This is a genomic window from Shewanella phaeophyticola, from assembly GCF_025398315.1.
In the GTDB taxonomy this organism is placed as follows: Bacteria; Pseudomonadota; Gammaproteobacteria; order Enterobacterales; family Shewanellaceae; genus Shewanella; species Shewanella phaeophyticola.
Window position 1 is genome coordinate 701780 of the sequence record NZ_JAODOQ010000001.1, and the last position, 13062, is coordinate 714841.

Here is a 13062-nt window from a genome sequence, read left to right on the forward strand (position 1 = left end):
TCATTCATCAATTAGGGATAAATAATGGATTATTGGCTCCCAGTTTCAGTGACTTTTCTGGTTTCGTTCTTTGCAATCAAACTAGTGAAGCCTATAGCAGTAAAAACAGGATTACTTGACTACCCATGTGATCGAAAAGTACATGATGGTCATATACCTCTTATCGGAGGTATCGCAATTTATTTTTCGGTATTGATCACTTCAATGGTCTTTATCGACCACAGTCAAAACTTAAATATTTATCTCGTAGCGGCTGCACTGGTTTTGTTTTTAGGGACATTAGATGACAGGTACTTGTTATCTGTCAAAGTCAGGCTCATCTCTCAAATTATCGTTGCCTCTTTAATGATATTTGGCACAGAAACATACTTGCAAAGCTTTGGTTCAATTTTGGGCTTTTTTGAGTTCAAATTGGGATACGCTGGTGCAGCAGTGAGTGTTATTGCAATTATTGCAGGCATTAATGCGATCAATATGATGGATGGTATTGATGGTTTAGCCGGAGCACTTAGCCTTATCGCATTTGGTGCATTAGCATTTTTACTCAGTAGACTCACCAACGAATGGTATTTACTGCCCGTATTATTTATCGCGGCACTTCTTGCGTATTTATTGTTCAACTTGAATTTGCATCACTCATTCAGCAAAGTATTTATGGGTGATTCTGGAAACATGTTTATTGGTTTAACAATCGTATGGTTAATGATTGTTGGTACCGAGCTAGATACACCCGCTTTTAGACCTGTCACTGCATTATATATACTAGCTATTCCATTAATCGACATGGTGTCTGTGATGATCCGCCGAATGAAATCTGGCGGTTCACCTTTTACCGCCGATAGGCAGCATTTACATCATTTATTCGAAGCATATGGCTACAGCAGAAGGTATGCACTCGTTGCGATATCTTTAGTTGCGTGTGTGTTTGCTTTTATTGGTTGCCTTGCTGAAATCTACTTTGTTCCTGAATGGATTCTGTTTACATTTTTTATCTTTTTATTCATAGGTTACGCATTATGTACTCAGCATATGTGGAACCATTTAAATAGCAAAAAAACAACAGAATTGTCTTAATTTATTAATCAAAATCATTAGATTACATAAAATATGAAAAAAAATTGTATCGTCTCACTTTCAGCCATAATGTTGGTTCTTATTGGTTGCGCTTCTTCTCCACCTGTTATCGAAGCATCAATGCCGTTATTAGATCAACCTGTTAAATCAATCGGTGAAAATGTGCTTCCTACAGAATTAAACACAATCATTTCTCAGCAACCTCAAGGTTACGCTGGTGTTTATAATGATGTGCAATTTACACTAGGCAAGCAATATTTCTCCGCTCTTGGCAAGCAATGCAGAGAGGTATTTTTGAGTGACATGACAAATAATTCAGGTAAACAACGCCGTATAATTTGTAAAGACAATCAAAGCGTTCAATGGTCAATTATCCCTCAGGTTATTGATAGTAAAGACAACCCAATTGACTTTGGAGCGTAATTAACATGAATAAAGCTATCAAAAAACATTGCTATAAATTGCTTATAGGTTTACTGGCGACTGTTCAGTTATGGGTGTTCAGCGCAACAGCGGCAGAACCCAATCAAATGTCGTTAACTAACTTACAAAGCATGGGTACAACACAAACAACCTTGCCTAATGCTTCGCTAGAAAATGGCAGTTATTCCAAAGCACCACGCGACGGCATCATGCTGCCAGGTGAAATGACCGCAGCAGAATTACTGCCGGTATCTGAAATTGGTCTACCACCGCCTTTTGGTGCCAATTTATTTGCTGGTGGTTATGAAAGTGAGCGAATTGACGGTTTAAACGAAGATTACACAATTGCACCAGGTGACAAAGTATCAATTTGGTTATGGGGTGCAATTAATCAATCTGAAGTCATCACCGTTGATAATCAAGGCAACTTGTTTATCACCAATGTTGGCTCTGTTTATGTTGCTGACGTAAAAGCGAGTCAATTAAACAACTTTGTTAGCCAAAAAATTAAACAAGTCTATAAAAATAGTGTCGAAATTTACGTAAACCTTTTAACTGCTACACCTGTGAGTGTATATATCAGTGGCAGTGTTATCCGCCCTGGTCAATATGCCGGTATCGCATCAGACAGTATTTTATATTACTTAAAACGTGCTGGTGGTATAGACTCTGAGCGCGGCAGTTATCGTTCAATTAAAGTACTTCGCCAAAACGAGGTTGTACAAGAGATAGACTTATACGACTTCATGCTAAAAGGGTACCTACCTAAATTTAATTTTAAAGATAATGACGTTATTTTAGTCGAACGACAAAAAGCCACCGTTGTCGTGTCTGGTAGCGTAAGAAACCCATTCCGGTTTGAATTTACAGGTAACCAAGCCAATGGCCAGCAATTGGCTAAATTTGCTTTACCTCTGGCTAAAGTCAGCCATGTAGGCATTGTCGGCGATCGTAACGATGGCTACTTTTTCCGTATATTTACCTTATAGTGATTTTGAAACATTTAATTTACGGGATGGCGACCGCGTTATCTTTAATGACGATATCCGTGCACAAGTGTTCGATATTCAAATATCAGGCAGTTATTTAGGTCCTTCATACTTTGCGGTAAAAAAAGAAACCCGACTACACGACCTACTTGCTCAAATTGAAGTGGATAAAAATCTCACAGATTACGAGTCTATCTATATTCAGCGTAAAAGTGTTGCTGTTAAACAAAAAGAAATGATTGATCAATCTCTTGAACGTTTAGAGCGTAGCGTGTTTACCGCGCCAGCGTCTTCCGACGGAGAAGCAAAAATTCGCGCTGAAGAAGGTAAAATGATCTTAGAGTTTACCGAGCGAGCACGTAAAATCGTGCCGTTAGGTAAAGTGGTCATATCTGATCAAGGTAAAGTTGCTAATATTCAGCTAGAACAAGGTGACATCGTTTTTATTCCAGCTAAAACAGACTTAATTCAAGTCGGTGGTGAAGTATTAATGCCTCAAGCATTGGTATTTAATAAAAATGCCAGTGTTGAAGATTATATTGCTTGGAGCCGGTGGTTATAGCGAACGTGCCAATTATGAACAAATTATGGTGATTCATCCAAACGGAATGATAGACCTCAATGCCAAAGCATCCTCTAAGAGCAGGTGACCAAATTTTAGTGCTGCCTAAAGTCGACGCTAAAATTATGCAATCGATTAAAGACGTCACTCAAATTATTTACCAAATTGCCATTGCGGCAAATGTGGCTACATAATCAATGACAACCATTATAAAACGTAACAATTGGGCAATATGGCGCGACGTCATATTTGCCCTTTTTGTGCGCGAAATACGAACCAGTTTTAATGACCGTTTAGGTTTAGCATGGGCGGTTATAAACCCATTAGCGTTCATATTTATGCTTTCGTATTTACGCGGCAGAATGAATGGCGGTGAGACTCATAGTATTCCTACGTTTGAGTTTATGATGTATGGCATGCTGTTTATTCAGTTGTTTTTAGATACATTGATGAACTGCTCAAATTCACTTAAAAAAAATAAAGCCTTGTTTGCCTTTCGGCAAGTCCAACCTATTAGTAGTATTATTGCAACTGGTGCTTTTTACTTTTTGGTTAAATTAATGGTCTACTTATTAATATTGGTCATTATGTATTTTATTGGTATGGATTATCGAATAGATGACCCTTTATCAATAATTATTAATGCATTTGCGCTCTGGCTAATAGCAATGTCACTAGGTTTATTGATTGCTATTTTTCAATGTTATGTACCCGAAATAAGCAAAATTCAATCAGTGTTAACTCGGCCATTATTTTTTATCTCAGCGGTATTTTTTTCAATGCAAGATGTACCAAAAGAGTATTGGCACTACCTAGATTGGAACCCCATATTGCATGCTATTGAGTTATCACGTCATGCTGCCTACCACTCCTACAGTTCTGAAGCCGTAAGTGAGTTTTATTTATTTACTTCAGGGCTGATATTATTTTTTTTCTCATTGTCCATTTACCATATATCTTGGAAACAGGCGATAAGTCGATGAATTCTAGGGTTAGCCAACATTTATGATTAGACTTGAAAATGTCACTAAATATTACCCATCATCACTCGGTAAACAATTTATATTCGACAATTTAAATTTTGAAATCCCTTCGGGTCATAACATTGCCATTTTGGGTAGTAATGGTGCTGGTAAATCAACATTATTTAGAATCTTAGCGGGCAGTGAGTACCCGAACAAAGGCAGAGTCGTTACTGACTTGCATTTATCTTGGCCAGTAGCCTTAACCACAGGTATTCACCCTCAGATGAGCGGTGCTGAAAATGCCCGTTTTATTGGTATGATCAATGGTGTTGCAGATCTAGACGCTTATGTAAATCGAGTACGCCAGTTTGCTGAACTAGGACCTAAATTTGATTTACCTGTAGGGACTTATTCAAGTGGTATGAAGCCGCGCCTCGCTTTTGCCTGTTCAATTGGCATTGACTTTGATATCTATCTTATTGATGAGGTGACCTCGGTTGGTGACGCTAAATTTAGAAACAAAGCACGAAAAGCCCTTACTCAAAAAAGTAAAACAGCCAATGTGATTATGGTCAGTCACGAAATGGATGAACTTAGGCACTTTTGTGACAGCGCTATAGTGCTTCATAAAGGTCAATTAACTTTTTACAACGATTTAGAGCAAGGCATTGCTCAATATCAGGCATTATAATTATGAGTCAAAAAGCAGTTGATAAGATAGAACAGCGTTTTCAAGCACTAGCCGACAAGACAGATACAACCATTTGGAATGCACCTAAAAAATTAATTAACCTATCAAAAGAAATCGAAAAGTCAGATATCTATTTAGCCAGACGAGTAATGCAGCGAGTCCGTAATTTACAACCTAATAATCCAAATGTGGTGAAAGAACTAACGCGTTTATCAAATGAGATAGCGGCTAAAGCAAAGATGACCCAAACTAGCTCTTCTAAAGAATATAAAACAGAGCATTCACACAACCAAAATGTTGAAGAAATGGAAAATACGTCAGTATTAAATAATATAAAACTGACAACAAATCAATACTTTACGCATTTTCAGTGCCAAAAACTAAAACAACCTTGGGTAATTGTACTGCTCATTCCTTTTGTTTTATTTTCATTTTACCAATTGGTATGGGCGGCTCCTCGTTATGAGAGCCGTGCACAACTGATAATCCAGCAGCCCGATGGCATGTCAACAATGGATCCATCAATGGCGCTGCTTAGCGGCTTAGGCGTAGGGAGTAACTCTACAGCAGATACAGAGTTGGCTAAGGCATATATCCATTCTGAAGATATGCTCAATTTTTTACAAAAAGAATTTAATCTTCAACAACATTACCATGATGGTGGCGATATTTTTTCTCGGTTGAGTAGTAACCCAAGTATTGAAGATTTACTTAAATATTATATTGAGCATACGATTATAGAAATTGACGAGAAATCAGGTGTCATCAAAATATTAGTGCAAGGGTTTACGCCAGAATATGCGAAAACATTAACCCAAGCGATTGTTGACCGTGCTGAATGGTATATCAATTCCATTGGCCATCAGCTTGCAGATGCACAATTAGAGTTTATTCGTGGTGAGCATCAAAAAGTAGAAACCCGCCTGCGAGATGTACAAAAAAATATCTTAGCGTTTCAACAAAAAAATAATCTACTCGACCCAGAAGCCGAAGGAACGGCTCTGCAACAAATTACCTATGGCTTAGAAAGCCAGATCGCAAGCAAAAGTGCTGAGCTAAAAGGGTTAACGTCAGTGATGACTTCAAAAGCACCACAAGTCATGATCATTGAGTCAGAGCTAGCAGCATTAAAAAATCAGTTAGAGTTAGAGCGAGAGCGCCTGTCACTCCAGCAGGGCAAGCAAGCAAACTCAGGCTCAGTCAATACCTCAAATCAATCTTCTTTACCTCGAAGCGGAACGGCTGTTAGTGAAGTGCTAGCCCAATTTGCTGATTTAAAAATTGAATTAGAATTAGCATTGAATGGTTATACAGCATCGGAAATATCGTTAGATAAAGCTAGAATTGAAGCATACAGACAACTCAAATATTTAGTGGTTGTAGAATCGGCCACACTGCCACAAGATAACCAATACCCTAAAACCACTTACAATATTTTATTGTTTCTGGTTTTTCAGTTAATGCTATTTGGCATAGGTAAAATTATCATAGCAACAGCAAAAGAACTTCGTTAGTCACCATTGACTGATTCTTACTTTTGAATGCATCTCGTATCTCGATTTATTTTTCGGATTTTATATGAACATTGTTTCGAAACCTATTAACAAATTTACACGTAAAGGGATTATTTTAGCGGGTGGTACGGGTACACGCTTATATCCTTTAACCAAAGTTGTCAGTAAGCAATTAATGTCAGTGTATGACAAGCCAATGATTTATTACCCAATTTCAACATTAATGGTTGCAGGTATGACTGAAATTTTGGTTATTGCCACGCCAGATGAATTGCCGCGTTTTAAAGAGTTATTAGGCGATGGTAGCGATTGGGGCATCCGCTTTGACTATGTTGAGCAACCAAGCCCAGATGGCCTAGCTCAAGCGTTTTTACTCGCTGAAGATTTTTTACAAGGCCAAAGTGCGGCATTAGTACTTGGCGATAACTTATTTTATGGCCACGATTTATCAATCTCACTACAAAATGCAACAGCACGTGAAGTCGGTGCAACTGTATTTGGTTATCATGTATCCAATCCTAAATCTTATGGTGTCGTCGAGTTTGATGAGTCTGGTAAAGCGATTTCTATTGAAGAGAAGCCGTTAAAGCCTAAATCAAATTATGCCGTACCAGGGTTATACTTTTTCGATAACCGCGTGGTTGAGTACGCTAAAAACGTTAAGCCCTCAGCCCGTGGCGAGTTAGAGATCACGGATGTCATTGAGCAATACCTGGCTAAACAAGAGTTAAATGTTGAAATCATGAGCCGTGGTACCGCATGGTTAGACACCGGAACACTCGACGATTTATTAGATGCTGCAAACTTTATCCGTGCAATCGAAAAACGCCAGGGTTTAAAAATCAATTGCCCTGAAGAAATCGCCTACCGCATGGGTTATATCAACGAGCAACAGCTTCGCGAGTTAGCCGCACCACTTAAAAAGTCAGGTTACGGACAATACCTACTCGACATTTTAGAACAAAAAGTATTTTAGTAAGCTTAGAAGAGACGAGTAGAAAGTGACAAGTCACAAGTAAAGGCATAGAAGAGATGAGTAGAAAGTGACAAGTCACAAGTAAAGGCTTAGAAAAAACAAGTCACTTGTCGCTTGTCATTTGCTGCTCGTCGCTTGTCCTTGTCACTTGTCACTTAAACATCCAGAGAGATTATGAAATTTATAGACACAACTATTCCAGATGTAAAAATCATTGAGCCGAAGGTATTTGGTGATGAGCGTGGTTTTTTTATGGAGACCTTTCGTACAGAATTATTTAATCAACATTGTGCAGAGCGTGTATTTGTACAAGAAAACCACAGTAAATCGTCTCACGGCATATTGCGTGGTCTTCATTATCAAACAGCCAATACGCAAGGCAAGCTAGTTCGAGTCACGCGTGGTGAAGTGTTTGATGTCGCTGTTGATATGCGTAAAGACTCAGCCACTTTTGGCCAATGGGTTGGGGTGTATCTCTCTGAAGAAAATAAACGCCAATTATGGGTACCAGAAGGCTTTGCGCATGGCTTTTATGTGACATCTACAGAGGCCGAGTTTGTCTATAAGTGTACCGATGTGTATAACCCATCGGTTGAAGTGTCGCTCAAATGGGACGACCCAACTGTGAATATTCAGTGGCCACTCGTTGATGGTAAATTACCATCATTGTCAGCCAAAGATGAAGCAGGATTAGCATTTGCAGATGCGCCGACATTTTAATGTCATTGAATACCCCTCATAAAAAGACGAACAAAAACTAAAATGAAAGTATTAATAACAGGTAAAAATGGCCAACTTGGTTCAGAACTACAACGTAGTTGCCCTGACAATATAGAAATTCAATGCTTTGACAGTCAAACACTTGATATTACCGATATTGCCATAGTGAACGAGATATTAATCAGTTTTTCGCCCGATATCGTTATTAATACTGCAGCTTACACAGCAGTAGATAAAGCCGAGTCAGACATTGATGCTGCTTATGCCGTTAACCAAACGGGTGTGGCAAATTTAGCGACTGCATGTAAAGCCATTAATGCAAAATTAATTCATATCTCAACTGACTTTGTTTTCGATGGTACTAAAACCACGCCTTATGTGTCAGGTGATGCTACAAATCCTCTGGGTGTTTATGGCGCTTCTAAGTTAGCTGGTGAACAAGCAGTCAGTCGAATTTTAGGTGAACAAGCAATCATAGTTCGCACAGCGTGGGTGTACTCTCAGTTTGGTAATAACTTTGTAAAAACCATGCTGCGCTTAATGAGTGAAAAAGAGCAATTAGGTGTTGTGTATGATCAAGTCGGCACACCAACTTGGGCAGCAGGGCTTGCTAAAATGCTTTGGGCGTTAGTGCAGAAGAGCAGTGACAAGGCTGAAGAGGCAAGAGACAAGTTACAAGTAACAAGTGACAAGGTAGAAGAGACAAGTGACAAGTTACAAGTAACAAGTGACAAGGTAGAAGAGGCAAGAGACAAGATACAAGATGCAAGTGACAAGGTAGAAGAGGCAAGAGACAAGATACAAGATGCAAGTGACAAGGTAGAAGAGGCAAGAGACAAGATACAAGATGCAAGTGACAAGGTTGGAGCTGAGAGCAAGACATTAAATCAGACGACAATTCTTAATTGAACTGGATGCGGGCGTAGCATCTTGGTACGACTTTGCAGTTGCAATCCAAGAACTCGCAATCGAGCAAGGTTTATTAACTAAAGCCATCCCAATTAGTGCAATACCTGCATCAAGCTACCCAACACCAGCAAAACGCCCAGAATTTAGTGTGCTAAATAAAACTGAAGCAGAAGCGCTAACAGGTGCAAAAACCATACACTGGCGTAAACAATTAAAAACAATGCTATCAGAACTCTCAGCCGTAAAAGACTTTTAACACCAATACAAACAACCAAGACGGTAAAGATGCAATAATCACCACAGAGAACACAGAGAACAGATCGGAGAAAAGCCAAAAAAGTCTTCTCTTAACTCGGTGTAGCGTGCAGCGCCTCAGTGTCCTCGGTGGTAAATCGCCCTTGTTTCCCAAAAAGAACCAAGCTTAAAGAAATAATGATCACCACAGAGAGCACAGAGAACAGATCGGAGAAAAGCCAAAAAAAGTCTTCTCTTAACTCGGTGTAGCGCGTAGCGCCTCGGTGCCCTCGGTGGTAAACCGCTCTTGATTTAACTACAGAGAATGAGCTGGTAAAAGAACAACGTCACCACAGAGAACACAGAGAACAGATCGGAGAAAAGCCAAAAAAGTCTTATCTTAACTCGGTGTAGCGCCTCGATGCCCTCGATGGTAATTGGTTATATGATTTATTAGAGTGACAACTTTAGAGGTTATTATGGAAGATTTAGTAACTAAAAAAGTAATAGGTTGTGCTATTGAAGTACACAAAAATCTCGGATCAGGGCTTTTAGAGTCTAGTTATGAGAGCTGCTTAATGTATGAGCTTCAGAACGCAGGTCTATTAGCGCACAACCAAGTCTTGTTGCCTATTAATTATAAAAATAAAACAATAGATGCAGGTTATCGTATAGATATTTTAATACCAGATAAGTTAATTATAGAGCTAAAATCCGTTGATAAATTGCTACCTATTCACTCAGCTCAACTTATTACTTATTTAAAGCTTTCAAGTATAAAAACGGGTTTATTGATTAATTTCAACCAAGTTAAATTGTTGGATGGTTTAAAGCGAATAAGTGTTTAACTACCGCATAAAGTAAAACATCTGCTCTCAGTAGTAAATCGCTCTTGATGCCATCGTAGATAACTACAAGCTTAAAGAAATAATATTCACCACAGAGAACACAGAGAACAGATCGGAGAAAAGCTAAAAAATGTCTTATCTTCACTCGGTGTAGCGCGCAGTGCCTCGATGTCCTCGGTGGTAAATAGCTCTTGTTTTCAAAAAGAACCAAGCTTAAAGATATAATGATCACCACAGAGAACACAGAGAATAGATCGGAGAAAAGCAATAAATATTAGCTCTGTGTAGTGCGCAGCACCTCAGTGTCCTCGGTGGTAAATAGCTCTTGATGCCATCGTAGATAACTACAAGCGTAAAAAGATGCAATAATCACCACCCAGAGCACAGATACTAGTTCGGAAAAAGCCAAAAATGTCTTCTCTCTTCTCGGTGTAGCGCATAGCGCCTCGGTGTTCTCGGTGGTAAACCGCTCTTGTTTTCAGCACAAAGAGCCTCAGCAGTAAAAGCTTTCAGTTAAGCTATTAGATTAAAACAATCTCGGGCGTAAAGCCCTAAAATCGTTAAATGGAATATAAAAATGGAACAACGTAATATACTTGTCACTGGTGGTGCTGGATTTATCGGTGCTAATTTTGTCCACTATTGGTTAGCACAATACCCACAGGATAAAGTGATTGTTTTAGATGCGTTGACATATGCAGGTAATAAAGCCAATTTAGATATCGTTGCCAATAACAGCAATATGACCTTTGTGCATGGCAATATATGTGATACCGCATTAATTGAATCCCTTATTGATACCCATCAACTCAATACTATTGTCCATTTTGCCGCAGAGTCACACGTTGACCGCTCAATCACCGAGCCAGATGCCTTTATCGAAACCAATATTCTAGGTACGTACAGCCTATTAAAAGCGGCTAAGAAAAAATGGATAGATGAACCTAAAGCACAAGGCAAACCTACACCAGAACACCGTTTTCACCACGTAAGTACCGACGAAGTCTACGGTACTTTAAATGCAACAGACCCAGCCTTTACCGAAGAAACAGCTTATGCACCAAACTCGCCTTATTCAGCCTCAAAAGCGGCGAGCGATCATTTAGTACGTGCTTATCACCATACCTATGGCTTAGAGGTAACAACCTCAAACTGTTCAAATAACTATGGCTACATATCACTTCCCAGAAAAACTGATCCCGTTAATTGTTACCAACATCCTTAATGACAAACCATTGCCGGTTTATGGTGATGGTCAGCAAATTCGTGATTGGTTATACGTTGAAGATCACGCCCGTGGTATTGACCTAGTGCTTAACAAAGGCCGCATAGGTGAAAACTACAATATTGGTGGTAATAACGAGTGGGCTAATATCGATATCGTCAAGTTAGTCTGTAAAGTGATGAGCGAAAAGTTTGCTGCCAATCCAAATTTAGCTGAACGTTACCCAAAGGCTTTATCAGCGATTGCCGGTAAAACTGAAAACTTAATCACCTATGTACAAGACCGTGCGGGTCACGACAGACGCTATGCTATTGATGCCACAAAAACCAATAACGAGCTAGGTTATGTGCCAGCAGAAAGCTTTGAAACAGGCTTTGCTAAAACCTTAGACTGGTACTTAAACAACCAGCAATGGTGGCAGCCATTACTCTAATACGCTTATCCCTAAGCTGACGTCAATTAAGTACTTTTAGGTATTTAAACACTAATAACACACTTATTTAAATTATATTATGGTAGTCGAAATGAATATTACTTCAGTTATTATGGCAGGTGGAACGGGCAGTCGTTTATGGCCAATGTCTAGAGCACTTCATCCAAAGCAATTTTTAAAATTAACCAGTTCATATAGCATGTTGCAAGAAACGGTTAATCGCACCTTGCCGTTTACTCACAGCAATATCGTTATTTGCAACGAAGACCATCGTTTTCTTGCGGCAGAACAGTTAAGAGAAATTGGCCAGTTACAGCAAATTATTTTAGAACCTGTAGGGCGTAATACCGCACCAGCGATTGCACTAGCCGCTTTTCAATTACAAAAACAAGATAAAGATGCAATGATGCTAGTGCTGGCAGCCGACCATGTCATAAAAGACACCGCAGCATTTGAACAAAGCGTTAAACAAGCAACAGTTGCCGCCCAGCAAGGTAAAATGGTCACGTTTGGTATTGTTCCTACACATGCCGAAACGGGTTACGGTTATATTAAGCGTGGTGACAATAGCTTTGATGGTTTCACTGTCAGCCAATTTGTTGAAAAACCAAACCTAGAGACGGCTCAACAATATTTAGACAGCGGTGATTATTACTGGAACAGCGGTATGTTCTTATTTAAAGCCTCGCAGTATTTAGATGAGTTAAAACTATTCCGTCCAGATATTTATCAAGCATGCGAAGCGGCAATGGCAGACGTAAGTGCCGATTTAGATTTTGTACGCATTAATCAACAGCAATTTGAACAATGCCCTTCAGAGTCAATCGACTACGCCGTCATGGAAAAAACAGCTAATGCCGTGGTCATCCCATTAGATGCACAATGGAGTGACGTAGGTGCCTGGTCTGCGCTATGGGATATCTCTAACAAAGACCAAAATAATAACGTTTTGCAAGGCGATGTATTAACCCACAATAGCACCAATAGCTATTTTAATGCTGAGCATAAATTAATTGCTGCTGTGGGTGTTGATAATATTGTGGTTATCGAAACCAAAGATGCAGTATTGGTTGCCCATAAAGATAACGTTCAAGATGTTAAAGCCATTGTAGAACAACTTAAAGCAAGCAATAGAACTGAGCATCATTTGCATCGTGAAGTGTACAGACCTTGGGGTAAGTACGACTCTATTGACTTTGGCGACCGCGACCAAGTAAAACGAATTACGGTTAAGCCCGGTGAAAAATTATCCATTCAAATGCACCATCACCGCAGCGAACATTGGATTGTTGTCTCTGGTACCGCTAAAGTCACCAACGGTGAACAAACCATCATTGTGACAGAAGATCAATCAACCTATATCCCCCTAGGGACTATTCACGCACTCGAAAACCCAGGGAAAATACCACTCGAAATGATTGAAGTACAAACCGGGAGCTATTTGGGCGAAGACGACATTGTTCGGTTCGAAGACCGTTACGGCCGAGTGAAGGGGTAAT

14 protein-coding genes and 1 pseudogene are annotated in these 13062 nt (G+C 39.5%); all 15 read left to right on the plus strand.

Features of this window, described 5'->3' with window-relative positions; translation table 11 throughout:
- Positions 1–24 precede the first annotated feature (24 nt).
- The 15 genes and pseudogenes from wecA to N4T56_RS03405 all read left to right on the plus strand — a co-directional run bounded on the left by wecA (position 25) and on the right by N4T56_RS03405 (position 13061).
- The gene (gene wecA / locus N4T56_RS03335) at positions 25–1074 is read left to right on the plus strand and encodes a UDP-N-acetylglucosamine--undecaprenyl-phosphate N-acetylglucosaminephosphotransferase (RefSeq protein ID WP_261732205.1); all 1050 of its coding nucleotides are present in this window, start codon (positions 25–27) and stop codon (positions 1072–1074) included.
- 33 nt (positions 1075–1107) lie between these two features.
- Positions 1108–1497 carry a hypothetical protein gene (locus tag N4T56_RS03340; protein WP_261732206.1) on the plus strand — a complete coding sequence of 130 codons (390 nt, stop codon included), beginning with the start codon at positions 1108–1110 and terminating at the stop codon, positions 1495–1497.
- Between the two features lie 5 nt (positions 1498–1502).
- Positions 1503–2486 carry a polysaccharide biosynthesis/export family protein gene (locus tag N4T56_RS03345; RefSeq protein WP_261732207.1) on the plus strand — a complete coding sequence of 328 codons (984 nt, stop codon included), beginning with the start codon at positions 1503–1505 and terminating at the stop codon, positions 2484–2486.
- Positions 2455–3048 carry a hypothetical protein gene (locus N4T56_RS03350; protein WP_261732208.1) on the plus strand — a complete coding sequence of 198 codons (594 nt, stop codon included), beginning with the start codon at positions 2455–2457 and terminating at the stop codon, positions 3046–3048. The genes N4T56_RS03345 and N4T56_RS03350 overlap by 32 nt, the downstream gene beginning before the upstream one ends.
- Before the next feature lie 59 nt (positions 3049–3107).
- Positions 3108–3242 (plus strand): hypothetical protein, encoded by a 135-nt coding sequence (locus N4T56_RS03355; protein ID WP_261732209.1) that lies wholly within the window; start codon positions 3108–3110, stop codon positions 3240–3242.
- Positions 3243–3245: 3 nt separating this feature from the next.
- A complete protein-coding gene (locus N4T56_RS03360) occupies positions 3246–4031 on the plus strand; it encodes an ABC transporter permease (RefSeq protein WP_261732210.1) in 786 nt (261 codons plus the stop codon).
- A gap of 22 nt (positions 4032–4053) precedes the next feature.
- Positions 4054–4704, plus strand: coding sequence for an ABC transporter ATP-binding protein (locus tag N4T56_RS03365; RefSeq protein WP_261732211.1), 651 nt, complete (start codon positions 4054–4056; stop codon positions 4702–4704).
- 2 nt (positions 4705–4706) lie between these two features.
- Complete coding sequence (locus N4T56_RS03370) at positions 4707–6218, plus strand: lipopolysaccharide biosynthesis protein (RefSeq protein ID WP_261732212.1); 1512 nt, start codon at positions 4707–4709, stop codon at positions 6216–6218.
- A 64-nt stretch (positions 6219–6282) separates the two neighbouring features.
- Positions 6283–7194, plus strand: a complete 912-nt coding sequence (rfbA, locus tag N4T56_RS03375) for a glucose-1-phosphate thymidylyltransferase RfbA (protein WP_261732213.1) — start codon at positions 6283–6285, stop codon at positions 7192–7194.
- Between the two features lie 174 nt (positions 7195–7368).
- A complete protein-coding gene (gene rfbC / locus N4T56_RS03380; RefSeq protein ID WP_261732214.1) occupies positions 7369–7914 on the plus strand; it encodes a dTDP-4-dehydrorhamnose 3,5-epimerase in 546 nt (181 codons plus the stop codon).
- Between the two features lie 42 nt (positions 7915–7956).
- Complete coding sequence (rfbD, locus tag N4T56_RS03385; RefSeq protein WP_261732215.1) at positions 7957–8823, plus strand: dTDP-4-dehydrorhamnose reductase; 867 nt, start codon at positions 7957–7959, stop codon at positions 8821–8823.
- Between the two features lie 58 nt (positions 8824–8881).
- Complete coding sequence (locus N4T56_RS03390) at positions 8882–9079, plus strand: sugar nucleotide-binding protein (protein WP_390904106.1); 198 nt, start codon at positions 8882–8884, stop codon at positions 9077–9079.
- Between the two features lie 457 nt (positions 9080–9536).
- The gene (locus N4T56_RS03395) at positions 9537–9905 is read left to right on the plus strand and encodes a GxxExxY protein (RefSeq protein ID WP_261732216.1); all 369 of its coding nucleotides are present in this window, start codon (positions 9537–9539) and stop codon (positions 9903–9905) included.
- 577 nt (positions 9906–10482) lie between these two features.
- Positions 10483–11563: pseudogene (gene rfbB, locus N4T56_RS03400) on the plus strand (dTDP-glucose 4,6-dehydratase).
- Positions 11564–11654: 91 nt separating this feature from the next.
- Entirely contained in the window at positions 11655–13061 is a 1407-nt protein-coding gene (locus N4T56_RS03405) for a mannose-1-phosphate guanylyltransferase/mannose-6-phosphate isomerase (protein WP_261732217.1), read from the plus strand.
- Position 13062: the final 1 nt, after the last annotated feature.